Source organism: Micromonospora sp. NPDC048986 (assembly GCF_040649335.1).
GTDB lineage: Bacteria > Actinomycetota > Actinomycetes > Mycobacteriales > Micromonosporaceae > Micromonospora > Micromonospora alfalfae.
The window spans coordinates 72,998-95,769 of record NZ_JBEZFJ010000016.1 but is presented as its reverse complement, the minus strand read 5'-3'; the positions used below and the strand labels follow the sequence as shown (position 1 = coordinate 95,769).

General features: G+C 71.3%; 25 protein-coding genes, 1 tRNA gene and 3 pseudogenes. 19 read left to right on the top strand and 10 right to left on the bottom strand.

The genetic code is table 11. From position 1 onward, the window contains the following. Positions 1-135: 135 nt before the first annotated feature. On the top strand, positions 136-762 hold the full coding sequence (locus tag AB0B94_RS27925; protein WP_357286877.1) for an SGNH/GDSL hydrolase family protein: 627 nt from the start codon (positions 136-138) through the stop codon (positions 760-762). Positions 763-830: 68 nt separating this feature from the next. Here the strand turns inward: AB0B94_RS27925 and AB0B94_RS27920 are convergent, their stop codons facing one another. Beyond that, positions 831-1,970, bottom strand: a complete 1,140-nt coding sequence (locus tag AB0B94_RS27920) for a sigma-E factor regulatory protein RseB domain-containing protein (protein WP_357286873.1) — start codon at positions 1,968-1,970, stop codon at positions 831-833. Positions 1,971-2,065: 95 nt separating this feature from the next. Here AB0B94_RS27920 and AB0B94_RS27915 point away from each other — a divergent pair, with 95 nt between their 5' ends. Both AB0B94_RS27915 and AB0B94_RS27910 read left to right on the top strand, forming a co-directional pair. Continuing rightward, positions 2,066-2,722, top strand: a complete 657-nt coding sequence (locus tag AB0B94_RS27915; RefSeq protein ID WP_124816037.1) for a response regulator transcription factor — start codon at positions 2,066-2,068, stop codon at positions 2,720-2,722. 74 nt (positions 2,723-2,796) lie between these two features. Beyond that, positions 2,797-4,197 (top strand): ATP-binding protein, encoded by a 1,401-nt coding sequence (locus AB0B94_RS27910; protein ID WP_357287139.1) that lies wholly within the window; start codon positions 2,797-2,799, stop codon positions 4,195-4,197. A 353-nt stretch (positions 4,198-4,550) separates the two neighbouring features. Here AB0B94_RS27910 and AB0B94_RS27905 read toward each other — a convergent pair whose 3' ends face one another. Together AB0B94_RS27905 and AB0B94_RS27900 are read right to left on the bottom strand one after the other, a co-directional pair. Next, the gene (locus AB0B94_RS27905) at positions 4,551-6,215 is read right to left on the bottom strand and encodes a tetratricopeptide repeat protein (RefSeq protein WP_357286862.1); all 1,665 of its coding nucleotides are present in this window, start codon (positions 6,213-6,215) and stop codon (positions 4,551-4,553) included. A gap of 57 nt (positions 6,216-6,272) precedes the next feature. Next, positions 6,273-6,734, bottom strand: a complete 462-nt coding sequence (locus tag AB0B94_RS27900; RefSeq protein WP_357287135.1) for a MarR family transcriptional regulator — start codon at positions 6,732-6,734, stop codon at positions 6,273-6,275. Between the two features lie 49 nt (positions 6,735-6,783). Between AB0B94_RS27900 and AB0B94_RS27895 the strand changes: the two genes are divergently transcribed. Then, complete coding sequence (locus AB0B94_RS27895; protein WP_238671508.1) at positions 6,784-7,305, top strand: VOC family protein; 522 nt, start codon at positions 6,784-6,786, stop codon at positions 7,303-7,305. A 24-nt stretch (positions 7,306-7,329) separates the two neighbouring features. Beyond that, positions 7,330-8,214, top strand: coding sequence for a hypothetical protein (locus AB0B94_RS27890; RefSeq protein WP_357286857.1), 885 nt, complete (start codon positions 7,330-7,332; stop codon positions 8,212-8,214). A gap of 256 nt (positions 8,215-8,470) precedes the next feature. On the opposite strand, the gene AB0B94_RS27885 is transcribed toward AB0B94_RS27890, so the two are convergent. Beyond that, positions 8,471-8,650, bottom strand: a complete 180-nt coding sequence (locus AB0B94_RS27885) for a DUF4236 domain-containing protein (protein WP_030333600.1) — start codon at positions 8,648-8,650, stop codon at positions 8,471-8,473. A gap of 248 nt (positions 8,651-8,898) precedes the next feature. Here AB0B94_RS27885 and AB0B94_RS27880 point away from each other — a divergent pair, with 248 nt between their 5' ends. From AB0B94_RS27880 to AB0B94_RS27850, 7 genes are all read left to right on the top strand, one after another. Beyond that, positions 8,899-8,976 carry a putative leader peptide gene (locus AB0B94_RS27880; RefSeq protein ID WP_349881247.1) on the top strand — a complete coding sequence of 26 codons (78 nt, stop codon included), beginning with the start codon at positions 8,899-8,901 and terminating at the stop codon, positions 8,974-8,976. 132 nt (positions 8,977-9,108) lie between these two features. Then, complete coding sequence (locus AB0B94_RS27875) at positions 9,109-10,146, top strand: ABC transporter substrate-binding protein (protein ID WP_357286852.1); 1,038 nt, start codon at positions 9,109-9,111, stop codon at positions 10,144-10,146. Beyond that, positions 10,143-11,072 (top strand): ABC transporter ATP-binding protein, encoded by a 930-nt coding sequence (locus AB0B94_RS27870; RefSeq protein WP_357286849.1) that lies wholly within the window; start codon positions 10,143-10,145, stop codon positions 11,070-11,072. Before AB0B94_RS27875 ends, AB0B94_RS27870 begins: the two co-directional genes overlap by 4 nt. Next, complete coding sequence (locus AB0B94_RS27865) at positions 11,065-11,937, top strand: ABC transporter permease (protein WP_357286846.1); 873 nt, start codon at positions 11,065-11,067, stop codon at positions 11,935-11,937. The genes AB0B94_RS27870 and AB0B94_RS27865 overlap by 8 nt, the downstream gene beginning before the upstream one ends. 11 nt (positions 11,938-11,948) lie before the next feature. After that, positions 11,949-13,283, top strand: a complete 1,335-nt coding sequence (locus AB0B94_RS27860; RefSeq protein WP_357286843.1) for an LLM class flavin-dependent oxidoreductase — start codon at positions 11,949-11,951, stop codon at positions 13,281-13,283. Beyond that, positions 13,280-13,840, top strand: a complete 561-nt coding sequence (locus AB0B94_RS27855) for a flavin reductase family protein (RefSeq protein ID WP_357286840.1) — start codon at positions 13,280-13,282, stop codon at positions 13,838-13,840. Before AB0B94_RS27860 ends, AB0B94_RS27855 begins: the two co-directional genes overlap by 4 nt. Further along, positions 13,837-14,448 carry a malonic semialdehyde reductase gene (locus tag AB0B94_RS27850; protein ID WP_357286837.1) on the top strand — a complete coding sequence of 204 codons (612 nt, stop codon included), beginning with the start codon at positions 13,837-13,839 and terminating at the stop codon, positions 14,446-14,448. Before AB0B94_RS27855 ends, AB0B94_RS27850 begins: the two co-directional genes overlap by 4 nt. A 12-nt stretch (positions 14,449-14,460) precedes the next feature. Here the strand turns inward: AB0B94_RS27850 and AB0B94_RS27845 are convergent, their stop codons facing one another. Further along, the gene (locus tag AB0B94_RS27845) at positions 14,461-14,916 is read right to left on the bottom strand and encodes an Rrf2 family transcriptional regulator (RefSeq protein WP_357286834.1); all 456 of its coding nucleotides are present in this window, start codon (positions 14,914-14,916) and stop codon (positions 14,461-14,463) included. Between the two features lie 7 nt (positions 14,917-14,923). Then, the gene (locus AB0B94_RS27840) at positions 14,924-15,916 is read right to left on the bottom strand and encodes an AraC family transcriptional regulator (RefSeq protein WP_357286830.1); all 993 of its coding nucleotides are present in this window, start codon (positions 15,914-15,916) and stop codon (positions 14,924-14,926) included. 202 nt (positions 15,917-16,118) lie between these two features. Between AB0B94_RS27840 and AB0B94_RS27835 the strand changes: the two genes are divergently transcribed. Further along, positions 16,119-16,895, top strand: a complete 777-nt coding sequence (locus tag AB0B94_RS27835) for a glucose 1-dehydrogenase (protein WP_357286828.1) — start codon at positions 16,119-16,121, stop codon at positions 16,893-16,895. Positions 16,896-17,010: 115 nt separating this feature from the next. On the opposite strand, the gene AB0B94_RS27830 is transcribed toward AB0B94_RS27835, so the two are convergent. Beyond that, positions 17,011-17,442 (bottom strand): SsgA family sporulation/cell division regulator, encoded by a 432-nt coding sequence (locus AB0B94_RS27830; protein WP_007457244.1) that lies wholly within the window; start codon positions 17,440-17,442, stop codon positions 17,011-17,013. Positions 17,443-17,715: 273 nt separating this feature from the next. On the opposite strand from AB0B94_RS27830, the gene AB0B94_RS27825 reads away from it, so the two are divergent. Both AB0B94_RS27825 and AB0B94_RS27820 read left to right on the top strand, forming a co-directional pair. Continuing rightward, positions 17,716-18,360, top strand: a complete 645-nt coding sequence (locus tag AB0B94_RS27825) for a TIGR02611 family protein (RefSeq protein ID WP_357286824.1) — start codon at positions 17,716-17,718, stop codon at positions 18,358-18,360. Between the two features lie 50 nt (positions 18,361-18,410). Continuing rightward, a tRNA-Val gene (locus tag AB0B94_RS27820) sits at positions 18,411-18,485 on the top strand. Positions 18,486-18,640: 155 nt separating this feature from the next. On the opposite strand, the gene AB0B94_RS27815 is transcribed toward AB0B94_RS27820, so the two are convergent. Together AB0B94_RS27815 and AB0B94_RS27810 are read right to left on the bottom strand one after the other, a co-directional pair. After that, positions 18,641-19,219: an HD domain-containing protein gene (locus AB0B94_RS27815; RefSeq protein ID WP_357286821.1), complete on the bottom strand. Its 579-nt coding sequence runs from the start codon at positions 19,217-19,219 to the stop codon at positions 18,641-18,643. Continuing rightward, a pseudogene (locus AB0B94_RS27810) lies at positions 19,216-20,302 on the bottom strand (transcriptional regulator). The gene AB0B94_RS27815 and the pseudogene AB0B94_RS27810 overlap by 4 nt, the downstream one beginning before the upstream one ends. 616 nt (positions 20,303-20,918) lie before the next feature. On the opposite strand from AB0B94_RS27810, the gene AB0B94_RS27805 reads away from it, so the two are divergent. From AB0B94_RS27805 to AB0B94_RS27795, 3 genes and pseudogenes are all read left to right on the top strand, one after another. Next, positions 20,919-21,137: a hypothetical protein gene (locus AB0B94_RS27805; protein ID WP_088946984.1), complete on the top strand. Its 219-nt coding sequence runs from the start codon at positions 20,919-20,921 to the stop codon at positions 21,135-21,137. After that, positions 21,134-21,307 carry a hypothetical protein gene (locus AB0B94_RS27800; RefSeq protein ID WP_357286818.1) on the top strand — a complete coding sequence of 58 codons (174 nt, stop codon included), beginning with the start codon at positions 21,134-21,136 and terminating at the stop codon, positions 21,305-21,307. Before AB0B94_RS27805 ends, AB0B94_RS27800 begins: the two co-directional genes overlap by 4 nt. 376 nt (positions 21,308-21,683) lie before the next feature. Further along, positions 21,684-22,121 (top strand): annotated as a pseudogene (locus tag AB0B94_RS27795) (DNA cytosine methyltransferase); the annotation flags it as partial. A gap of 84 nt (positions 22,122-22,205) precedes the next feature. Here AB0B94_RS27795 and AB0B94_RS27790 read toward each other — a convergent pair. After that, positions 22,206-22,412: pseudogene (locus AB0B94_RS27790) on the bottom strand (VOC family protein); the annotation flags it as partial. Here AB0B94_RS27790 and AB0B94_RS27785 point away from each other — a divergent pair. Continuing rightward, positions 22,383-22,733, top strand: a complete 351-nt coding sequence (locus tag AB0B94_RS27785; RefSeq protein WP_357287131.1) for a GNAT family N-acetyltransferase — start codon at positions 22,383-22,385, stop codon at positions 22,731-22,733. The pseudogene AB0B94_RS27790 and the gene AB0B94_RS27785 sit on opposite strands and share 30 nt — an antisense overlap. The last annotated feature ends 39 nt before the right edge of the window (positions 22,734-22,772 follow it).

Genomic DNA, 22,772 nt, shown 5'->3' with positions numbered 1-22,772 from the left:
AAAGATTAGAATCCTTTGCAGGAACGGCTTTAAGCCGTTCTTTTTTGTGCCTTCGAACTGTTGAAGATAGCGCGTTCCGCCGGTTCTCACCAAGCCGGGCGGTCCGGCGCGCCGGTGATCGCGAGGTGACGGCGGATGATCCTGCGGACCGGCCAACGGGTGGTCTTCATCGGGGACAGCATCACCGATTGTGGTCGACGCGACGTCGCCGCGCCCTACGGCAGCGGATATGTGAGTCTCGTGCGTGCCCTGGTCGACGCCCGGCACCCGGAGTTGGAGCTGGAGTGGGTCAACCGGGGTGTGGGCGGCGACACGGTGCGGGACCTGGCCGCCCGCTGGGACGACGACGCCATCGCCGAGCGCCCCGACTGGCTCGCGGTGCTGATCGGCATCAACGACATCTGGCGGCACTACGGTGACCGGCCGGATGAGGCGGTCGGCATCGAGGAGTACGAGCGCACCCTGCGCGACCTGCTCCGTCGGGCGGTCGACGCCACCGGCTGCCGCCTGATCCTCGGTGACCCGTTCTTCATCGAGGCCGACCGGAGTGTTCCGCAACGCGCCGACACCGACCGGTACGCAGCGGTCGTCGCGGGGCTGGCGACCGAGTTCGACGCGGTGCACGTGCCCAACCAGGCGGCGTTCGACAGGGTGCTGGCGGTGAGTCCGGCGACGCGTTGGGCCGACGACCGGGTCCACCCGCACCTGCCCGGCCACGCGGTCCTCGCCGACGCGTACCTCAACGCCCTCGGCGTCTCCTGACCTCGGCCTGACCCACAGCGAAGCGCCGGGCCGACCGTCAGGTCGACCCGGCGCGAACACCGCGGAGATCAGCCGCGCGCGGCCTGGTACAGCCGCTCCGGCGTCACCGCTCCGGCGAGCACCCGGCCGTCGTCGGTGAGGAGCACGCTGAACAGTTTGCTGGTGAAGAGCCGACCGCTGCCCCAGTCGCCGCTGACCGCCGGCAGCCCGCCGAGCAGCTTCGACATGTCCAGGTCCGGCCCGGCGCCGGCGGGGGGAGCTGCCGGCTTCGGGGCGGGTTTCCCGGCGACATCGGCGCCGTCGAGGCGGCCAATCAGCACTGTCGTCCAGCCGTCGCCCACCGCGCGGACCTGCCTGTCACCGGCCGGCTCGACGTGACCGGGCTTGCCAGTCGGCTTTCCCGTCGGGCGCTCGGCCTTCTCCTCGTCGACGGTCACGCCGGGCGGTGGGTTGAAGCGGAACTGGTCGGCGTCCGGGCGGCGGTAGTCGACCTGGGTGAACGCCACCTCGAACGCCGGCCGGTCGCTGCCCTTCGCGAGCACCTCGAAGCGCAGCGGCACGTGCTGCTTGGCGTCGATGGCGATCCGCAGCTGGTGCACCAGGGAGTCCTGGTCGCGCGGCTGGAGCACCAACTCGTACGCGTCCCGGCCGGCGACGGTGGCCGACCGGCCGACGCTGACCTCGGTGCTCGGGTCGATAGCGTCCAGCGCCAGGTCGGCGGCCTGCTGCGGGGTGGCCGGCAGGCTCGCTGCCGGCTCGGGAGCGGGTTTCCAGGCCCCGGCGTCGCCGCCCAGCGTGCGGTGGGTGGCGGTGTTGCTGCGACTCTGCCACGTCCACAGGTCCCGGCCGTTGCGGATGATGTCCTGCTCGCCCAGAGTGTCCATCAGCGCGACCCGCTGCTGGTCCGGCCCGGAATACCAGACCCGCAGGGTGTGGGTGCCGGTCAGCAGGGTGGTCAGCTCGTTGCCGGGAATCAGCCCGACGAGGGGCGGCAGGCCGAGGTCGGCGCGTTGCACGACGGTCCCGGACAACCCCTCCAGCCGGGATGTCTGCAGGTCGACCAGGAGCTGAGCGGCGGTTCGGGGCGGCAGGCTCGGCTCGGCCTCGGCGGCGAACGTGCCGATCGCCGCGCCGCCGCCGATGACGGCGACGGCCGCGGTGGCCGGAACCAACCAACGAAGGATGGGACGGCTTCTCAGGACGGACATGGTGGCACCTCCTGCGGCCATCTTGCCTCGTGCGTGCTGTGAACGCGCTGAGGACACCGAACCGCGCCGATTGACCCGGGTGGCACCCTTGAGCTGTGCGGGTGCTGGTGGTGGAGGACGAGGCCCGGTTGGCGGCTGCCCTGCAACGCGGTCTCCAGGCGGAGGGGTTCGCGGTGGATGTGGCGGCAACCGGCCCGGCGGGCCTGGACGCGGCCCGGCACGGCGGGTACGACGCCATGATCCTCGACGTGATGCTGCCCGGCCTCTCCGGCTACGAGTTGGTCCGGCGGCTGCGCGCGGAGCAGCACTGGTTGCCGGTGCTGATGCTCTCCGCCAAGGACGGCGAGTACGACCAGGCCGACGGCCTCGACTGCGGTGCCGACGACTACCTGACCAAACCCTTCTCGTACGTGGTGCTGCTGGCCCGGTTGCGGGCCCTGCTGCGTCGGGGCGCGCCGGAGCGCCCGACCGTGCTGGCGGTCGGTGACCTGCGGCTGGACCCGGCCCGACGGCGGGTGACCAGGGCGGACGCCGAGGTGGCGTTGACCGCGCGGGAGTTCGCGTTGCTGGACTACCTGATGCGCCGGCCGGGCCAGGTCATCTCCAAGATCGAGTTGTTGGACCACGTCTGGGACGCCAGCCTGGAGACCGCGCCGAACGCCGTCGAGGTGTACGTCGGCTACCTGCGCCGCAAGCTCGGCCGGGACCGGCTGGAGACGGTCCGTGGCGCCGGCTACCGGCTGGCGACGTGACCGCCGACGGCCCGGCACCCACCCGTCGGGCCAGGCCCGGCCGGATGCCGGTCCTCGGGCTGCGTGGGCGGCTCATGGCGATCGGTGTGGTCGGTCTCACCGTCGGGCTGGCCCTGGGCGGGGTGGTGCTGCTCGGCGCGTTGGGCTTCGTGCTCCAGCGCACTGTCGACACCGAGGCGTTCCGCACCGCAGACGCGGTCGCCCTGCTCGCCGCCGAGGACGCGCTGCCCGACCCGCTGCCGGTGGCCGGCGGGCAGGTCCGCGTGCAGGTGATCGACGGGCAGGGACGGATCCGGGCGGCCTCGATCGACGCCGACCGCCTGGTGCCGATGGTCCGCCCGGAGCGACTGAACCGCGACGGTCGGCAGCGGCTGGAGGTGCCGGCCGAGCGGGTCGGGCTCGTCGGCCCGGTGCGGGTGGTCGCCGTGCCCGCCGGCACCGCGGCCGACCCGCTCACCGTGCTGGTCGCCCGCTCGATGGCCGACGTGCGGCACAGCACCCATGTGGTCCGGACCATCCTGCTGGTGGCGTTCCCGCTGCTGGTGGCCGTGTTGGCCGGGGTGGCCTGGCGGGTGGTGGGCGCCACCCTGCGGCCGGTCGAGGCGTTACGTCGAGGCGCAGAGGAGATCACCGGGAGGGCCGGCGCCGGCCGGCTGCCGGTGCCGGCGTCGGCCGACGAGATCCACCGTCTGGCGGTCACCCTCAACGGCATGTTGGGGCGGCTGGAGTCCGCCCGCGTCCGGCAGCGGGCCTTCGTCTCCGACGCCGCGCACGAGCTGCGCAGCCCGTTGACCAACATCCGGACCGAACTGGAGGTGGCCCAGCGCCTCGCCGACCGGACCGACTGGACTGCTGTGACCGCCAACCTGCTCGCCGACACCGACCGGCTGAGTCGCCTGGTCGACGATCTCCTGCTGCTGGCCCGCCTGGACGAGACTCCGCCGGCCCGGGGGACCGGTCCGGTGGAGTTGGGCGCGTTGCTGACCGAGGTCGCCGCCCGCTACCCGTCACCGCCGGTGCGGGTGACGCCGCCGGCCGGCCCGCTCTGGACGATCGGCACCGTCGAGGAGTTGCGTCGCGTGCTGGCCAACCTGGTCGACAACGCGGTACGCCACGCGTCCGGCAGTGTCGTGCTCGCGGCCGAGGCGACGTCGGCGGCGGGCGCCACTGTCGGGCCCGGCGTCGGGGCGTACCACCTGGTGACGGTGACCGACGACGGCCCGGGGATCGCGACGGCGGACCGGGAGCGGGTCTTCGACCGGTTCACCCGGCTGGATGACGGACGGGCCCGCGATGACGGGGGCGCGGGTCTGGGGCTGGCCATCGTCAGGGAGTTGGTCCGACGCGCGGGCGGCAGCATCAGCCTGACCGACGCGCCGGAGCAGCGAGGACTACGGGTCTGCCTGCTGCTGCCAGCGTTGCCGGCCGAGGACGGTCAACGGCAGACGGTCCGTGAGCGCGGACGTGACCGCTAACCGGGGGCGAGCCGGACGAGTGGCCACGGCGCCCCCCAACCGCCCGCCGGCGACCCTTTGCTCTGCACCTGCGGACGCGACAGTTACGTAACGTGATGCTTGCTGACGGGTGTCGAAGCGGGCGGTCGCGACGTTTCAGCTGCTCGTCGGGGATGGTGCGTATAGGTAAGCAGAGCAAAGCCTGGGCCGGAGTATGGACGGGGGCGTCGGGTGTGACGGTGTGTCACGGTGGGTTCGTCAACGGGTAGCCCACGCTGAGTGAGGTCTGCGGGGCATAGTCGGCAGGGCGTGCCGGGCAGGGCAGTGGCGGGCGGGGCACAGCCGGCGGGGGTGGCGGACAGGGCAGTGAAGGATCAGCGGCGGCGGGTGCAGACCTGCTTGGAACGCGCCACGGTGTCGGTGGACCAGGCGACGGCGACGGTGAAGCAGAAGTCGTTGGTGCGGTTGAGCGCGTAGATGACGAAGCTGGTGGTGCCGGCGGGCAGCGTCGCGAAGATGTTGTGGGTCTGGCCGGTGCGCCCACCCGCGATGACCACCGGGCCTTCGCCGCCGGCCGGGTAGGTCCAGTTCAGCGCGATGCTGTCCCGGGTGTCGCGCAGGGTGACCGCGCTGGGTGGGGTGCCGGGCGGGGCCGCGGCGGCAGCCGACGTGGGTGCCGTGCCGCCCGGGGCGGGCGCGGAGCTGGCCGGCGCGCCGGCGGTGGGGGAGGCGCTGGCCGGCGGCGGGCTCGGTTCGTCGTCGCCGTCGACCCGGGCCACCCCGGCGATCACCGCCGCCGCGCCGAGGAGCACCACGACCACCCCGGCCACCAGCACCGGGACCAGCCGGTTGCGCTGCTCCGGCGGCGCGCGGTGCACGGGCACGGGCAGCAGCCGCGACGGCGTGTACGGCTCGACCTGCCCGTACGGATCAGGCCGCGCGTACGGATCGGGCTGGGTGTACGGATCGGGCTGGGCGTACGGGTCGGACGGTCGGTGCTGGTCGGACGGCGGGTTCGGGTCGGGCGACCCGTACGGGTCGGCGGGTCGGTGCAGTCGGTACACCCCGGGCTGCTCCTCCGTGCCGCCGGCCAGCCCGACCACGTACGGGGGCACCGGAGGGTCGGTGGGGTGGGTCGACGGCTCGTCCGCCGCTTCGGGCGACCACCTGCCGCCCGACGACCCGATCGACTCGTCGGAGGGCGGCCGGGGGTTCGGCACCGCCCCGGCGTGGTGGGTTGCGGCTGCCGGCGGGTGGTAGCCGGATTCGGCCGGCCCGTCGCTGTGCGGTGGGACGCGGGCGGCCGGCACGACCGGCGTGTCCCGAGCTGTGGGCTGGTTGTCCGCGCAGGCGTGGTCGGGACTGGCTGCCGCCCGGGCCAGGGCCGCCACCTGGGTGGCCAGCGGGTCGTCGCCGGGCAGGTGCTGGCGGCACAGCTCGCGGGCGAGCGCCAGGTTGTCGTGTGCCTCGGCGAACTGCCCGCAGTCGCGCTGCATCGCCCCGAGCCGCGCCAGCATCTTGATGCCGCTGGGGTGTCCGTCGCCGTACACCTCGCGGTGCAGCTCCCAGGCGTCCTGGAGGCGGTCGCGGGCCACTGTGCACTGGCCGCGGGCGTACTCGACGGTGGCCAGGTCGGCGTGCGCGGCGAGCACCCGCAGCGACTCCGGGCCGTCCTGCGCGGTCAGCTCGATGATGACTTCCTGGTAGAGCCGCGCCGCTCGGGAGTGGCTGCCGACCCGGTGCAGCACCGCGGCCAGGGTCGCCGCCGCGGCCACCGTGCGCGGGTCGGCGCGGCCGTGCAGGCGGGTGGTGGCCGCGTACGCGAAGGCGGCCCACCCCCGGGCCGAGTGCGGCTCACCGAGGGCGATCAGCACCCGCGCCTGGAGGCTGGCAGCCTCGGCCAGCTCGGGGGTGGCGTTGGCCGGGCGGGGGTCGGCGTCGGTGAGCGCGTCGGACAGTAGTTGCTGTGCGCCGGCCAGATCGCCGGAGGACACGAGGTGGTGCGCCTGATCAGTCAGTTCACCGAAGCCGGAAGACACGCCCCATCGTGCTCATCCGACGACGGTAAGTACAAGACCCGCGCCGGTGTCGATTGGTCAGGATCCGGTCAGGTGCTCGGCCAGGGTCTCGCTGATCCGGCGCAACTGGTCGACCTGGGCGGGGCTCAACGCGTCGAACAGGTGTCGGCGTACCCCCTCGACGTGGCCGGGCGCGGCGGCCGCGAGGGTGGCGAAACCCTCGTCGGTGAGGACCGCGATCTGCCCGCGCCGGTCGGTGGGGCAGTCCTCGCGGCGCACCCAGCCGGCGGCCTCCAGTCGGGCCACGGCGTGCGAGAGCCGGCTGCGAGACGACCCCGCGGCCTGCGCCAACTGGCTCATGCGCAGTTGCCGACCCGGGGCCTCGGAGAGCTGAACCAGGATCTCGTAGTACGCGTGCGGCATGCCCGCGTCGCGTTGCAGCTCGCGGTCGAGAGTGTCCATCAGCACCCGGGAGGCGGTGAGGTACGCGCGCCACGTGCGCTGCTCGTCGGGGTCCAACCAGCGGGTCATGACCGCCATCATACTCCCGATGGTTGAAGGTTCAACTAAACCGCGCTAGTCTCGGGTCATGGGTATTCATCGGCTCAACCACGCGGTCCTCTACGTCAGTGACCTCGCCCGCAGCGTCGCGTTCTACAGCGACGTGCTGGGCTTCCGCCCGGTGGCGATGACCCCGGACGGCTTCCGGGGCGCCACCTTCCTCCAGGCCCCCGACTCCACAAACGACCACGACCTCGGCCTCTTCGAGATCGGCGCGGGCGCCGGGCGGTCGGCCGCCGGCCGGTCCACCGTCGGCCTCTACCACCTCGCCTGGGAGGTGGACACGCTCGACGAGCTGGCCGCCACCGCCGAGCGGCTCGCCGCGGCCGGAGCGCTGGCCGGCACCTCCGACCACGGCACGACCAAGAGCCTCTACGGCAAGGACCCGGACGGTCTGGAGTTCGAGGTGGTCTGGCTGATCCCGGCCGACCTGCTCGACGACACCGCGCTAGCTGCCCGCAAGCAGATCGGTCGGCTCGACCTGGACGCCGAGCGGCAGCGTTACGGCGGGCAGACCCGGGGTGGGGTGGGGATCTCCGTCCCGGCCTGACCGCCCGTACGGTAGAACGGACCGATGCCGACCGACCGGACCACTGAATTCCTCCGCGAGCTGCTGGTCCGCCAGTTGACGACCTGGCTGCCCGCGGCCCTGCACCGCTCCCGGCGGGCCACCATTGCCCTCGCGGGCGCCGACGCGGGCAGCGCGGAGGCCGCGCTGCACCTGGTCGCCACCCACGGCGACCAGGTGCGCGGCCGGCAGGTGTCGGTGCTGGTGCTGGCCGACGCCGCAGCCGACCTGCCGGCCCGACTCGGCCCGATCGAGGCGGAGCTGCCCGCCGAGGTCACCGTGCACCTGCTGCCCGGCGAGCCGTACCGACTGCCGGTCGCGGTCAAGGCCGCCGGGGCGGCCGGCGCGCCGCTGTTCTCCTTCGTGGACCTGCCCGGCGCGGTGACGCCGAAGCTGCTCACCGCCGCGACCAACGGCCGGACCGGCGAGCTGCTGCTGCACACCGGCGACAGCGCCCGAGACCTGCTCGTCTCCGCCGGCTTCCCCCTGGTCGCCGAGGTGGCACCGGTGCTGCCCGGCGGCGAGGCCGCTGGGGTGATCGCCTTCGGCAGTCGCTCCGACCGGAGTCTCGAGGCGATCCGTGACGCCCTCTGGGCGATCGGCGCGGACCTCGACGTGCGCTACCGCGACCCACTCGACCCGACCGGCACGACTGTCGACGTGGTCGGCGATCCCGACCTCGAACCGCTGGCCCACGAGTTGCTGGCCGAGTTGCGGGCGGGTGGGCCACGGCCGGTCACCGAGCTGCGTCGGCACACCCTCACCGCGACCGTCTACCGTGCCGCCGACGCCAACCAGGCGCTCGTCGACCTTCTCGACGCCGGCGCCCTGCGACGCGATCGCGACTCCGGGCGGCTGGCCGGCGACGAGATCATCACCCTGGCGCGCTGACCGCCCTGCCCGGCACCCCGCACCACGCCCCGCCCGCACCCACGCGATCTTGCACTTTCTGCCCCGGCATAAAGGCTATTCCACGCAAAACAGCGACAGGAACTGCAAGATCGCTGGGCTGGGCCGGGCTGGGCCGGGCTGGGCGGGCTGGGCTGGGGTGGGCCGGGCCGGGCTGGGGGCGGGCTGGGGTGGGGTGGGGTGGACGCCGAGCGGGGTGCCGGTGAATCACCGGCACCCCGCTCGACTCCCGGGATACTTACGACCGGGACTTGTCCTGCTTCCAGCTCAGTGGACCCGGCAGGTCGACCCGGTGCGCGCGGGCCTTGGAGTTCCAGGACCAGCGACCGATCTTGATGCTCCACGAGGAGAAGCCGTTCTCGGTAAAGTTCAGGATGATCGGACCGTACTTCTTGCGCTTGCGAAACATGAGGCCCATCGGAGGTCTCCCCTCGTCACCGTTCCCTGCCGTGTCGAGATCGAACATGCCCGAACCGACAACTTTTGAAACCCTCTCGCTGTCCGTCCTGGACGGTCGCCCACCGGATGTCGCAATCTCTATTCACCAGATAGGTGTTGCGGCGCGGTAAACCCTGTTCGGGGCGCTCCGTAACATCGGCAGCGATAGAAGTCTCATCTTCTGGAAGGCCGTTGACCGCTCGTTCCGATCGCGGGCAGCATGGGGTCATGTCGCAGCGGGATGAGCTTCTCCTCACCGCTCGTGTGCACGTCGACCTGGTCCGGCACGCGAGCGCGCTCTGTTGAGCTGACCGGTCCATCCGGCTCGGCTCCAGCGCCGCACTCCCATCGCCCGCCCGCTCAACGCGGAGCAGCGTGCCCGCACGCCCTCATCCGGGCGTTCCCGCTTCCCATCGTGGACAGATCAGGAGACTCCTCATGTCCCCACCCCGTCGTGCCATTCTGCGTGAGCTCGCCGTCGTTGCCGCGCTGGCCGTGCTCACCGCCACCGCCACCGCCGGCTGCGGCGGTGACGCGGCAGCCGACGGCACCCAGGCCAGCGAGCTGCGCTACCAGGGCTCGGTCGGCCAGGTCACCCTCCCCGAACTCGCCGCCGACCTCGGCTACCTCGGCGACGTCAAGCTCAGGTGGATCGGCAACGTCACCGGTGGCCCGCAGGACATCCAGGCCACCGCCACCGGTCAGAGCGACTTCGGCGGCGCGTTCAACGGCGCCATCGTCAAGCTCGCCACCGCCAACGCCCCGATCACCGCGGTGGTCAGCTACTACGGCTCGGACGCGCACACCTTCCAGGGGTACTACGTGCTCGACGACAGCCTGGTCCGCAGCCCCCGCGACCTGATCGGCAGGAAGGTCGGCATGAACACCCTCGGCGCGCACGCCGAGGCCGTGCTCAAGACCTGGCTCGCCCGCGGCGGCCTCACTCCCGCCGAGATCAAGCAGGTCGAGCTGGTCGCCCTGCCACCTGTCAACACCGAGCAGTCGCTGCGGCAGCGGCAGATCGACGTCGCGGTACTCGGCGGGGTGATCCGGGACAAGGCGGTCGCCAGCGGCGGCATCCGCACCATTTTCACCGACTACGAGCTGCTCGGCGCCTTCAGCGGCGGCACCTACGTCTTCCGTGACGACTTCATCAAGCGCAACCCGCAGACCGTCAAGGCGTTCGTCACCGGGGTCGGCAAAGCCATCGAGTGGGCCCGCACCCAACCCCGGGAAACAGTGGTCGCCCGGATGCGGGACATCATCGGCAAGCGCGGCCGCAATGAGGACCCGTCGCTTGTCGCGTACTGGAAGAGCAGTGGCGTCGCCGGCCATGGCGGCGTGATCGGCGAGCAGGAGTTCGGCACCTGGATCGACTGGCTCGCCGCCGAGGGCGAGATCAAGGGCGACCGTCCGAAGCCCGGCGACATCTACACCAACCGGTTCAACCCCTTCGTGGACGGGGGGACCGCGTGAACACCGACAAGATCCTCTTTGATCGGGTGAGCAAGACCTTCCCGGTCCGCGCCAGCCGGCGTGGCGGCGCCGGTGCGGTCACCGCGCTGGACGAGGTCACCCTGGGGGTACGCCCCGGCGAGTTCCTTGTCGTCGTCGGCCCCAGCGGCTGCGGCAAGTCCACCCTGCTCGACCTGCTCGGCGGGCTCACCGAGCCGACCGCGGGACGGGTGCTCGTCGACGGTCGGCCCGTCACCGGCCCCGGCCTGGACCGGGGCATCGTCTTCCAGCAGTACGCGCTGCTGCCCTGGCGCACCGCCGCCGGCAACGTCGCGTTCGGCCTGGAGGCCAAGGGGGTGCCCCGCGCCGATCGCGCCGCCCTGATCGAGCACCACCTGGACCTGGTGGGCCTGCGCGGGTTCGCCGACCGTTACCCGCACGAGCTGTCCGGTGGGATGAAGCAGCGGGTGGCCATCGCCCGCAGCCTCGCGTACGACCCGGACGTGCTGCTGATGGACGAGCCGTTCGCCGCCCTGGACGCGCAGACCCGCGACTCGTTGCAGGACGAGCTGGTGCGGATCTGGGCCCGTACCGGCAAGACGATCGTGTTCATCACCCACGGCATCGACGAGGCAGTGCACCTCGGTCAGCGGGTGGCGGTGCTGACGTCGCGGCCCGGGCGGCTCAAACAGGTCATCGACATCGACCTCGGTGACCGGGACGCGGTCGAGGACGTCCGCTCCACCGACGCGTTCCGCCACCACCGTCACCAGATCTGGACCCTGCTGCGGGACGAGGTGCGGGCCGCGCAGGCCGCCGAAGGCGCCACCGGCAGCCGCACCGCGCACACCGGAGCAGTTGGTGCTCGTACTCCCGTCGTCGCCGGAGCCGACGCGCTGCGCGCGGCGCCGGCGGCGGCCCACCCCGAGGAGGCCCGCGTTGGTTGACATCGCCGAACGTCCCGCCCGGCTGGCGGCCCCGGCGGCCGGGCCCGACGCGGTGGCCGCCGCCGGACCCGCCACCGGCGGACTTGCCGGCCGGCTGCTCGGCATCGGCGCGAAGGTGCTGCACCGCACCGTCGCGATCGTCGCGCTGGCCGCGATCTGGGAGGGCGCACCTCGGCTCGGGCTGGTGGACCGGGTCTTCCTGCCGCCGCTGTCCGAGGTGCTGGTGGCCTGGTGGGAGTTGCTGCGCAGCGGGCAGCTCGCCGAGCACGTGGGCGCGAGCCTCACCCGGTCGTTGGCCGGGCTCGGCCTGGCGGTGCTCACCGCCATCCCGCTCGGGTTGCTGATCGGCTGGTACCGGCCGCTCGCCGAGCTGCTCAGCCCGCTGCTGGAGGTGTTCCGCAACACCGCCGCGCTGGCCCTGCTGCCGGTGTTCGTGCTCATCCTCGGCCTGGGCGAGACTTCCAAGATCGCCCTGGTGCTGTACGCGTGCTCCTGGCCGATCCTGCTGAACACCATCGCCGGGGTGAAGGGCGTCGACCCGCTGCTGATCCGGTCGGCCCGCTCGATGGGGCTCAACCACCTGCGGCTGTTCCAGAAGGTGATCCTGCCGGCCGCGGTGCCGACCATCTTCACCGGCGTCCGGCTGGCCGGGGCGTACTCGATCCTGGTGCTGGTAGCGGCCGAGATGGTCGGCGCGAAGGCCGGGCTCGGCTACCTCATCAACTACGCGCAGTACAACTTCGCGATCGCCGACATGTACTCCGGGATCATCACGATCTCCGCCATCGGCCTGGTCGTCAACCAGCTCCTCATCGCCCTCGAACGTCGCTTCTCCACCTGGCGCGTCGACGTCTCTGCCGGATAGGACGGACACCAATGACCCGCACACTGCACCTCAACGCGTTCCTGATGGGCGTCGGCCACCACGAGGCCGCCTGGCGGCACCCCCGCACCGACCCGCGTCGGGTCACCGACGTACGGCACTTCCAGGAGCTGGCCCGGATCGCCGAACGCGGCACTCTCGACTCACTCTTCCTCGCCGACGGTCTGTCGGTCGGGCCGAACCCCCGGCACAACATCCAGGCCGTCTTCGAGCCGCTGACCCTGCTCGCGTCGCTCGCCGCGGTGACCGAACACATCGGTCTCATCGCCACGGTCTCCACCACCTACAACGAGCCGTTCCACGTCGCCCGCAAGTTCGCCTCGCTGGACCACCTCAGCGGCGGTCGGGCCGGCTGGAACATCGTCACCTCCGCCCAGGAACGGGAGGCTGTCAACTTCAACCGGGACAGCCACCCCGAACACGCCGACCGTTACCGGCGGGCCGCCGAGTTCGTCGACGTGGCGATCAAGCTCTGGGACAGCTGGGAGGACGACGCGCTGGTCTTCGACACGACGGCCGGGGTGTTCGCCGACACCGACCGGGTGCACGAGGTGGCGCACCGCGGGCCGGAGTTCCAGGTCCGTGGCCCGCTGAACATCCCCCGGGGGCCGCAGGGTCGACCGCTGCTGGTGCAGGCCGGCTCGTCGCCGGACGGCATCGCCTTCGCCGCCCGCTACGCCGAGGCGGTGTTCACCGCGCAGCAGACCCTCGCCGACGGGCAGAGCTTCTACGCCGAGCTGCGCCGGCAGGTCACCGCCGCCGGCCGGGACCCGGACCTGGTGAAGGTCCTGCCCGGCATCGCGCCGGTGCTCGGCGGCACCGAGGCCGAGGCGCGGGCGCTCGCCGCCGAGCTGGAGGAGCTGATCGTCCCCGACTACGCCCTGGCCCAGCTCTCCGGGATGCTCGGCATCGACCTGACCGGCCTGCCGCTGGACGGGCCGCTGCCGGAGCTGCCGGCCGCCGGCACCGTGCAGGCCCACCAGAGCCGCTACCAGCTCGTCACCGAGCTGGCCCGCCGGGAACAGCTCACCATCCGCCAGCTGATCGGCCGGCTCGGCGGCGGTCGGGGTCACCGGGTCGTCGCCGGTACGCCCGAGCAGATCGCCGACCAGATCGAGCTGTGGTTCACCCAGGGCGCCGCCGACGGGTTCAACATCATGCCGCCGCACCTGCCCGGCGGGCTCGCCGACTTCGTCGACCACGTGGTGCCCGTGCTGCGCTCCCGTGGGCTGTTCCGCACCGAGTACGCCGGTCGGACGCTGCGCGAGCACTACGGCCTGCCCCGACCGGCCAGCGCGTACGCCGCGTCGGCCCTGGTGCCGGCATGACCACGGTGGAGCGACCCACGGCGGACGTCGCCGGGCTGCGACCGGTGAACCCGGACCTGTTCCGCGCGCTGCTGCGGCGCCAGGCCAGCACCGTCACAGTGGTCACCGCTGTCGCCCGCGCCACCGACCCCGCCTGCCTCGGCGGGATCGGCGCGCCCATCCGGGCCGGCTTCACAGCGACCTCGTTCACGTCGGTGTCGCTTGACCCTCCGCTGGTCTCGTTCTGCCTCGGGGTGGCGTCGTCGAGTTGGCCGGTGCTCGCCCGCGCCGAGCACGTCGCCGTGCACCTGCTGGGCGCCGGGCAGCGGGAGGCCGCCACTGTCTTCGCGACCAGCGGCATCGACCGGTTCGCCGCGTACCCGGACTGGACGTCGGGACCGTTCGGGGTGCCGCTGCTCGACGAGGTGCTGGCCCGGCTGCTCTGCCGGGTGGTGCACCGGGTCCCGGCGGGCGACCACACGCTGGTGATCGCCGAGCCGCTGGCGCTCGGCGACGGCGGCGACGGCCCGCCGCTGGTCCACCACCGGGGCGGCTACACCACCGCCGTGCCAACGTGAGCGCGGTCACCACTGCCGACCTGCTCGCGTTGGACCGGGCCGCCCAGGACCTGCTGTTCCGGGCGGCCCGCACCGCCAACACGTTCACCGACGAGCCGGTCACCGACGCCCAGGTCGCGGCGATCCACGACCTGATCCGGTACGGGCCGACCGCGTACAACGGTCAGCCACTGCGGGTGTTGCTGCTGCGCACGGCGGCGGCGCGGGCGCGGCTGCTGCCGTACGTCTCGTCGAGCAACCGGGCGAAGACGGCCAGCGCGCCACTGGTGGCGGTGCTCGCTGCCGACCTCGACTTCCACGAACGGCTGCCCGAGCTGTACCCGCACCGGCCGCAGGCCGGCGACTGGCTGCGCGACAGTCCGTCCCGCGCCGAGCAGGCCCGGTTCAGTGCGACCCTCCAGATCGGCTACCTGCTGGTGGGCGTACGTGCCGCCGGGCTGGCCGCCGGCCCGATGGCCGGGTTCGACGCCGCCGGGGTGACCCGCGAGTTCTTCTCCGACGGCCGGCACGAGGCGCTGCTGCTGCTCAACCTGGGCCACCCCGGCCCGGACGCCTGGGAGCGGCGGCTGCCCCGACTCAGCACCGAGGAGGTGGTGTGGACGCTGTGAGTTGACCCGGGGTCAGCGGGGCTCCCACGCGTCGGGCAGCGCGGTGAGCTTGCGGACGTGCGCGGGCAGTCGACCGCTGACGATCTCGGCGAGGCTCACCTCGTCGACGACCCGCCGCACGGCGGCGCGCACGGCCACCCACAGGCCGGGCAGGTTCTCCGCCGAACCCTCGTACCGGGTCTCCTCGGGGCGCAGCCCGCGTACCCCGGCCAGTGGGCCTTCGACGGCGCGCAGCACCGCGCCGACTGTCACCTCACGTGGTGGCCGGGCCAGCGTGTAGCCGCCCTCGGCGCCGCGTTGGGCGCGGACGACGCCACCCCGGCGCAGATCCGCCAGGACCGCCTCCAGGAACTTGCGGGGCATGTCCTGCTCCGCGGCGATGGCCTGGGTGGACATCAGCGAGGGGTACGCGGTGGCGAGGCTCAACGCCGCCCGTACCGCGTAGTCGCCGCGCGCGGAGATCTGCACCCTGCCATCATGCCCGCCCGGTGCCGCCCGGCCCTCCGGCGGGCGACCCGGGTCTCGTGGCGTGCCCGCCGTTGGCGGGTTCGCCGGGGGTGCCGGGGAGGAACCAGCCGCCGTTGACGCCCGTCGACTCGGCCGGCGGTCGAGGTCGGACCACCCGGCCGGCCACCGCCTGATCCCGGGCGGCCCGGAACGCGCCGGGGCTGACCCCGACCTCGCGGGTGAAGAAGCGGCCGAAGTTCGTGGGCTCGGAGAAGCCGAGCCGCCTGCCGATCTGGGCGATCGGCTGATCTGTCGCGGCCAGCAACCGGCCGGCCTGCAACGCGACCCGCTCGTCGATCACCTGTTTGGCGCTGCGGCCGGTGACGGCCAGGCAGGCCCGGGTCAGGGTCCGCACCGAGCAGCCGAGTTCGGCCGCGTAGTCGTCCACCCGCCGGGTGTGCTGATAGCCGTGCTCCACCTCGCTGCGGAACCGGTGGAACGTCTCGTCCTCGGGTCGGGACGGCGACCGGTCGTCGTGGGCCACGGCCAGCCGCAGCAGCAGCACTGCCAGTTGATGCCGCAGCAGCGCGCGGGCGGTGGGGCCGTCGGGGTGCCGCCGACAGTCCACCGCCAACTGGCTCACCTCGCTGATCACCGCGTCCTCGTCCTCACCGGCCAACTGCCGCCAGGTCGCGGTGGTGCTCAGGTCGACGTCGAAGCCGCGCAGCGCCTCGGCGTCCCAGGCGACCACTGTGGCGTCGAACTGCGGGCCGGCGCAGCGCAGCACCTGGCCGGGGTGGACCCGCAGCAGCGTGCCGGGACGGCAGGGCAGCGGATGAAAGTCGAGCTCCGCGTCGCCGTGCCCACGCGTGGTGAGAATCAACAGCTCCCGCTCGACGATCACCGGCCGACGCCAGCCCGGGGCACCGGCAAGATCGGCCAGCGCGAACGTGGTTATCTCGTCGGTGACGGGAGACGCCGTTCCGATCGATGGCGCGGGGGAGGGATCGGTGGAGACCATCGCCTGCGACGGTAGCCCGAACCGCAGGTCACCGCATCCCGATCGGCGTCCGCAGCGGAAGCCGCGGCAAGCTGCGGGCTTGTCCCGGTCCCGGCGGCCGGGCTACGTTACCCGGCGGTAGCGCCATCGGTCCGCGGTCCACCCGGTATCCGCCGGTCACCCGACCGGCCGGCGGCACCCGCCGACTCGCGATGGGATGGGCATGACGCAGCTGTTCTCGGTCGAAGGTAAGACGGTCCTGGTCACCGGTGGCTCGCGGGGGATCGGGCTGATGATCGCCCAGGGCTTCGTCAGGGCCGGCGCACACGTGATCATCTCGTCCCGCAAGGCGGATGTCTGTGAGGCCGTGGCCACCACCCTGTCCGCCGAGGGCCGCTGCGAGGCCATCCCCGCCGACCTCAGCGACGACGCCGGCGCCGAGACGCTGGCCGCCGCCGTGCGCGAGCGCATCGGCCGCCTCGACGTGCTCGTCAACAACGCCGGCGCGACCTGGGGCGCGCCGCTGGAGGACTACCCCGAGGCCGCGTTCGACAAGCTCTGGGCGGTCAACGTCAAGGCCGTCTTCCGGCTCACCACCGCGCTGCTACCGGCGCTACGCGCCGCCGCCAGCGCTGACGACCCGGCCCGCGTGATCAACATCGGGTCCATCGACGGCATCCGGGTGCCGATGATGGAGGTGTACGCGTACTCGGCCACCAAGGCGGCCGTGCACATGCTCACCCGCAGCCTCGCCCACCAACTCGCCGGTGAGCAGATCACCGTCAACGCGATCGCACCCGGCCCGTTCGAGAGCAAGATGATGGCGTTCGCGCTCGACGACCCGGCGAGCCGGGCCGCCATCGAACAGCAGGTGCCGCTGGGTCGCATCGGGCGCCCCGAGGACATGGCCGGCACCGCCATCTACCTCTCGTCGCGCGCCGGCTCGTACCTCACCGGGGCGGTCATTCCCGTCGACGGCGGCATCACCACGCACGGCTGAGCACCGGCCGACCCGGGGCGGGCTGTCCGGGTACCCCTGGGTGTGTGTGCCGGGGCCGCGCGGACTCGGCAGATCCGCGCGGCCCCGGTATGGCCGGTGTTGCCCGTTCGGGCGGTCAGCGACCGGCGAGCAGCCGGTTCACCGCCGTGTCGACGTCCAGGTGCTCGGCCTCACGGCCGCGCGGGACGACGACGTAGGTCCGTCGAAGGAAACGCACCAGGACGCTGCGCGGCACCTCGAAGAGGGCGTTGCCGTCCGGTGACGAGAGGGCCAGCGCGACGAAGTCGCCGCGCGGTGTGGCCCAGGGCCAGACCCGCACATCCCCGATGCCGGCCGGTTCGTCCAGGCCGGTGACCAGAAGTTCGCGAGCGAACGACCAACTCACCGCCTCGCCCCCTGCCGATTCGGCATGGAACAGGACATGGACCGCATACGGGTCAGCAGGGTCGTAACGCAGACTGGCACGCACCGGCAAGGCGGTGGCGTCAGGTGCGACGAGCCTTAGCGACGTCTCGACCTCTACGGTCGTCGGTCGGATGACACTCATGGACGTTCTCCCCCCGGCACCGCTGCGGAACGCGCGTGTCCCGCTTTTCCCATACTCAGGTGCTACTCCTGGCTACGCTCCGCCATACGCTGACTTCACCCAGTGGTGGGAAGGGGGACGGAAAGGCCGCGTGAATGTGAGCATTCATGTAGGATTTCCGGTTCTGCCCAGTGCGTGATCCCGCCCGGTATCGGGTGGCTCAGTCGTCGACTTACTCCGGTAACGTCCAGTCGGCCGTTGCAGTGACGGGCCCGAGCGACACTGGGGGGTGAAATGGTGACGAAGCAATCCTCAGTGGATCCGGCGGCGGCGCCCGGCCCGCCGAAAGTCGGGGTCCGAGCAGCCGAAAAGCGGGGGTACGGAGTGCCGATGGAGCAGCCCGAACGGGCCGGTCGGCCGGCGTCCGACGCCGGTCGTCCCGGCGGTGATGGCGCCGGTCGTGGTGGTGACACCGCCGGTGGTCGTGGCGGCGGCACCGGTGCCGCCGCCGGCGGAGTCGCCGTGCAGGAGCGGCCGAGACACCCCCGCTGGCGCGAGCGGATCTCGCTGACCCTCGACCTCATCCGCGCCAACCCCACCGGCCGGATCGCACTCAAGATCTTCATTGCGATCGCCGGGGCGCTTGTGGTCACCATCGGCATCGCCCTCATCCCGCTTCCCGGGCCCGGCTGGCTGCTGGTGATCGCCGGCCTGGGCATCTGGGCAGTGGAATACCACTGGGCGCGCCGGCTGCTCGGCTTCACCCGCCGCCACGTCCACGGATGGACACGCTGGGTGACGAGACAGTCGCTGCTGGTGCGAATAGTGCTCGGCTCCGTCGGCCTGGTCTTCGTGGCCACGGTGGTCTGGCTGTCCCTCAAGTACAGCCTCGGCATCGACGTGGTGGCCGAGGCGATGCACTACCTCGCGACCCACTGACCCCGGATTTCCGGTCCGCTTCCACGATCGGGTAGAGTCAGTGGCGCTGAGGGCGATTAGCTCAGTGGGAGAGCGCTTCGTTCACACCGAAGAGGTCGCTGGTTCGATACCAGCATCGCCCACCAAGTTCCACAGCAGGGAAGAGCCCGGATGGACACAGTCCACCCGGGCTCTTCGCTACCCACCCACAGAGATCATGAGTCGCCCATGAGTCGCGACTGGGTCGCCTGTCTTGATTGCCTACGCCCCCTGCCGCCGCTCGACAAGCCAAGTTGAACGCTTACTCCTGCGGTGGGGGAGTGAGCCAGGCCAGGGGCTGTCCGTTGAGGGCGGCGTCGGCGAGGCGGTGGGCGCTGGCGGTCTTGAGCGCGGCTCGTGAGCTGTCGATCCATCGCTGCACGTTGTCGAGGCCGTGGTGGCGGTACTCGACGGCTTGGACGAGGCATTCCAGCTTGTCGGCGTCGCGAGCGACGACGGCTTCTAGTGTCTCGCCAGCTTCGTATTCGGCGACTGCGGCGGTGATGACGTCGGCGACGGCCGGTGGGCAGGCGGCGACCTGGTCGGCGGTGACGGCGGTGTTGGGAACAGCGGTGAGATAACGTTTGGCGATGTGTGGGATGTCGGTGATTCGGGTTTCCTGGGTGTCGTGCAGTGTGCAGAGCATCGACACCCGGGCTGGGTCGGCGCCCTCCATGGCGGCGAGCATCATTCCGATGAGCGCCGTTCGGAAGGAGTGCTCGGCGATGGACTCGGGTTGCTTGACGCCGGCGAACCACCAGCCGGTCCGGGCGGCGCGTTTGAGGACGCCAGCTTCGAAGATGAAGTTCATCGCTCCGGCGGCGTCGTGATCGTCGGTCATCTGCCCGTCCCTGTGCCGGTGAGCCCGTCCGCCCGCAGGCTGTAGACGATAGAGGTTAGTTCCTGGCGCGACTGCGCGGAGATCCGGTCACTGTCCAGGAGCGGAACACTGCGGTCGAGGAGTGCCCGAGTCGCGGCGGGGTTGTCGAGAGGGAGGCCGCGTCGTGCGGCCAGCAATGCCCAGACGTTGTGGATGTTGAGGTCAACGAAGGGATGCCCTGGATCGAGGCGATGGACCAGGTGCCGAAGAAGGACTGAGCCATGCCGGTCAGCGAGCGCTCCGGGCAAAGAAGTCATCGCGGTGGCGGTACGGGATCTCGCCCACCCAGTAGGCCGAGTAGTTGAGAGCCGCTCGCTCGCAGGCGTCGTCGGGATGTGCGCGAGCGATGAAGTCCCGTAACGGTTCCGGGTCACCCTGGTTGGCGAGGGACGTGACGACGGAGCGGGCGTCGGGCCACAGCGGTGACCAGGTGCGAAAGGTGGTCGTGCGGCGTGCTCGGGCGGTGGTCTGGGCGAGCCAACCTGCTGCTGCCTTGGTGGGGTCCATGCCGGCGAGGAAGCACGCTTGCCGGTGCAGCAGCACGTTTCGATGCCGTCCGGCTGCGGCGCGATCGGCGAGCACGTGAAGGTGAGCGAAGAAGGCACGTTGCTCGTCGACGGGCAGGGTCGGCCCGGACGCGACTGGACCCCGCCGGGGATGGGCGATGGGTAACCCTCTGGCGAAGGTCGGTGTCTGCCCAAGGACCGCCCAGAGGATCAAGTCGGTCAGACGGTGGGTGAGTACGGCCCAGCCCAGCGGCTGTTCGGCGATGTCGCGGCGGGCCACCTGTTCGTTGAGGACGGCGGCGAGGATGAGGTCCGCCTCGGCGGCGTCGTCGAGTGCCGCGAGCAGGAGTGTGTTCGCGCCGAGCCGTCCGAGCCGGCGTCGGACGGCGATCGCCTGCCCGAGCGGTACCGCGGTGAATGGCCGGCGTCCGGACTCCCAACTCTGCACTGTCACGCGATCGACGTCCAGGTCGACGGCGAGCTGCTCCTGGGTGAGCGGGATGGACTCCCGGATCAGCTTGAACAGGTAGCCGCTCACCCCGCCGCGATGTGGTGCCGATCCCGCGACCTGTCATGCGCCATCCCTACGTTGACCCGTGGTCGACGTTCCGCCGCGAAACCAATGCTGTGGCAGCTCATCTGGCCTGCTCACTCGTACTGCGGGTGAGTTCAACCGCCGCCGTCGTGATCGTAGCGTCGCAGTTACCGAACGTTCCAGATCCGGTCCCGTCGTTTCGGGGTCGGCCATGGAGTGCTGCCCGGTGGAGGGAGCCAGTGATGCGGGACAGGACGCCACCGTGGCGACGAGTGTCCTACGACCAGTACCTGATCGCCGTCGCGATGACGTTGGCACGGCGACACCGCCCGGCTTGGTCGTGGCGGAAGTGGAGCTGGATTTGCCGCTGTGGGGCGGAGTTGCCCTGTCGCAGCCGACACCGCATCCCGATCAACCGGGGACACTGGCCAGCCGAGGAAGAGCAGTGAAACGAGGTCGAGCGGCGCATCCTGGTCGTACACCTGCTCGCTAAGGACGGTCTGTGCACCGGTTGCCGGGCGTGGTGGTCGCGGCTCACGCCGTACCCGTGCTGGCAGGTGGACTCGGCGACCAGCCGGCAGGCGCGGTCGATAACGGCGGCGCTGCTCGGCGGCCGCGCATGACCACGCACGGTCCGGTGCTGCCGATCTGGAGCTGCGGCGGCTGCGACGCGCCCTGGCCCTGCCGCACGCGGCAGCGCGAGCTACGCGCCGAGTTCGACGACGCTCCGATCTCCCTGGCTCTCTACCTGGGTGCCCAGCTGGTGCGGGCCTCCGAGGACCTGACCTGGGTGCCGGCGGGTGCGCTGCACAGACGCTTCCTCGGCTGGCTTCGGTGAGCATCCTGCGGTCGGGTGACGAGAAGTTCCACTACAGCGACGGCTCGCACAAGTGGATCCCACCGGACCCGGACTACGACCAAAAGGTCTGGGACGAGCAGGTCCGCCAACACAAGCAAGGCCACCTCAGGAACGAGCGCCCGAAGGTCCGGATACAGCGCCTCGTCTGACGCCAGCAGTACAGCAGCGAAGTACAGCAACGGTGCCAGCCGAACCGGCCCGAGAGGCGCGCCAGTAGGCCGTCTGACCTCACATCAAGCCCAATCCGACCGGCTTGCCGAGAGTTCACACCGAAGAGGTCGCTGGTTCGATACCAGCATCGCCCACTCTCAGTTTGTGCAGGTCAGAAGCCCGTTGCCGGAGTCATCGGTAACGGGCTTTGTCGCATCTGCGGCTTACATTGGGAGCAGCGTGGCTGGTTCTCGGTTCGGGCCGCCATGGATTCGCCCGGCTGAGTGACCTGATTGCGGTCCCGAGCGGGCCTGCTGGCGGGTTGAGGAGTCCCACCGCTATCGGCTCCGACTCACGAGAGGGTGCCCCCGCGCTGTGGCTCACGGGCTGACTGGTGACCGCCGGTCCGGTCATCCGCCCACTCGCCGGTCCACATTGCGAGGTCGTGTACCCAGGTCGCCATGCTCCGCCGGGACTTGGCGGCCCACGTGGTTGCGTTCCTTGAAGCGAGTCGCCCAGGACCAGACGGTCAACCGCCATCCATCGCCGGGTGCGCGAACCCGAGCGGGCTGCCGGGGTGAACCACGTCTCGCCGGGCACCGGCGTCTCCTGGAGTGCTGTCAGTGCGGCTATGAGCTGGTGCTCGGCGGCCAGCTCGCCTGGTACGCCGAAACCGACCGGCACGCCCGCACCGTCTGCGAGTATCGCTGGCCCAGCGTGCCTAACCTCGGCGACATCCGCACCGTCGACTGGACCCGCGTCGAGCCCGTCGACGTCATCACCGCCGGGTTCCCGTGCCAGGACATCTCCAACGCCGGCATCACCGGAGCGCACTCCAGGGTGGCCGGCCGGAACGGCGTAGCCGTAACACTGTTCGCTGTTGGGCTGGGAGTCGCATTCCGTAGCGCCGGCAGCAAGCAGGCGGGCCTCGGCGGCGTCCCGGTCCGCGACCATGAAGTCGAGATGCAAGATAGATCGATGGTGAAGATAAGACGGTTCGACATCGCCGATGCTCCCGCCGTTGCGGGCCTCATCGAACGCTGCCTTCGTGAGGTCAACAGTCGCGACTATCCGATGGAGGTCATCGAGCGGATGTGCGACCACTTCACCGAGCAACGCATCAAGGAACTCGCCATTCAACGGCAGATGTTCGTCGCGGAGACAAACGGGATCGCCGGCACGGTCTCCCGTGACGGCAACAAGGTCTACACCATGTTCGTGCATCCGTGGGCCGCTGGTCGCGGCGTAGGACGGCTCCTCATGCGCCACATCGAGGCGCTGGCGGTGATCGACGGCTACGACCACATGGAAACCGGAGCGAGCATCACAGGGCATGGCTTCTACCATCGGCTCGGCTACATCGACGTCCGCTCCACGGAGACAGAGTTCGGCTTCAACTACATCCTGCGCCGCGATCTGCCATGACGGAAGCAATAGCCATCGAAGCTAGATGCAAGGTGTGCC

Coding starts and splice junctions, on each gene's coding strand:
- AB0B94_RS27830 (WP_007457244.1), bottom strand. CDS start 17,442: ATGAGTGTCATCCGACCGACGACCGTAGAGGTCGAGACGTCGCTAAGG.
- AB0B94_RS27900 (WP_357287135.1), bottom strand. CDS start 6,734: ATGGCGGTCATGACCCGCTGGTTGGACCCCGACGAGCAGCGCACGTGG.
- AB0B94_RS27875 (WP_357286852.1), top strand. CDS start 9,109: ATGTCCCCACCCCGTCGTGCCATTCTGCGTGAGCTCGCCGTCGTTGCC.
- AB0B94_RS27805 (WP_088946984.1), top strand. CDS start 20,919: ATGACCACGCACGGTCCGGTGCTGCCGATCTGGAGCTGCGGCGGCTGC.
- AB0B94_RS27785 (WP_357287131.1), top strand. CDS start 22,383: ATGGAGGTCATCGAGCGGATGTGCGACCACTTCACCGAGCAACGCATC.
- AB0B94_RS27885 (WP_030333600.1), bottom strand. CDS start 8,650: ATGGGCCTCATGTTTCGCAAGCGCAAGAAGTACGGTCCGATCATCCTG.
- AB0B94_RS27880 (WP_349881247.1), top strand. CDS start 8,899: ATGTCGCAGCGGGATGAGCTTCTCCTCACCGCTCGTGTGCACGTCGAC.
- AB0B94_RS27840 (WP_357286830.1), bottom strand. CDS start 15,916: ATGGTCTCCACCGATCCCTCCCCCGCGCCATCGATCGGAACGGCGTCT.
- AB0B94_RS27825 (WP_357286824.1), top strand. CDS start 17,716: ATGGTGACGAAGCAATCCTCAGTGGATCCGGCGGCGGCGCCCGGCCCG.
- AB0B94_RS27890 (WP_357286857.1), top strand. CDS start 7,330: ATGCCGACCGACCGGACCACTGAATTCCTCCGCGAGCTGCTGGTCCGC.
- AB0B94_RS27895 (WP_238671508.1), top strand. CDS start 6,784: ATGGGTATTCATCGGCTCAACCACGCGGTCCTCTACGTCAGTGACCTC.
- AB0B94_RS27910 (WP_357287139.1), top strand. CDS start 2,797: ATGGCGATCGGTGTGGTCGGTCTCACCGTCGGGCTGGCCCTGGGCGGG.
- AB0B94_RS27855 (WP_357286840.1), top strand. CDS start 13,280: ATGACCACGGTGGAGCGACCCACGGCGGACGTCGCCGGGCTGCGACCG.
- AB0B94_RS27920 (WP_357286873.1), bottom strand. CDS start 1,970: ATGTCCGTCCTGAGAAGCCGTCCCATCCTTCGTTGGTTGGTTCCGGCC.
- AB0B94_RS27835 (WP_357286828.1), top strand. CDS start 16,119: ATGACGCAGCTGTTCTCGGTCGAAGGTAAGACGGTCCTGGTCACCGGT.
- AB0B94_RS27860 (WP_357286843.1), top strand. CDS start 11,949: ATGACCCGCACACTGCACCTCAACGCGTTCCTGATGGGCGTCGGCCAC.
- AB0B94_RS27925 (WP_357286877.1), top strand. CDS start 136: ATGATCCTGCGGACCGGCCAACGGGTGGTCTTCATCGGGGACAGCATC.
- AB0B94_RS27815 (WP_357286821.1), bottom strand. CDS start 19,219: ATGACCGACGATCACGACGCCGCCGGAGCGATGAACTTCATCTTCGAA.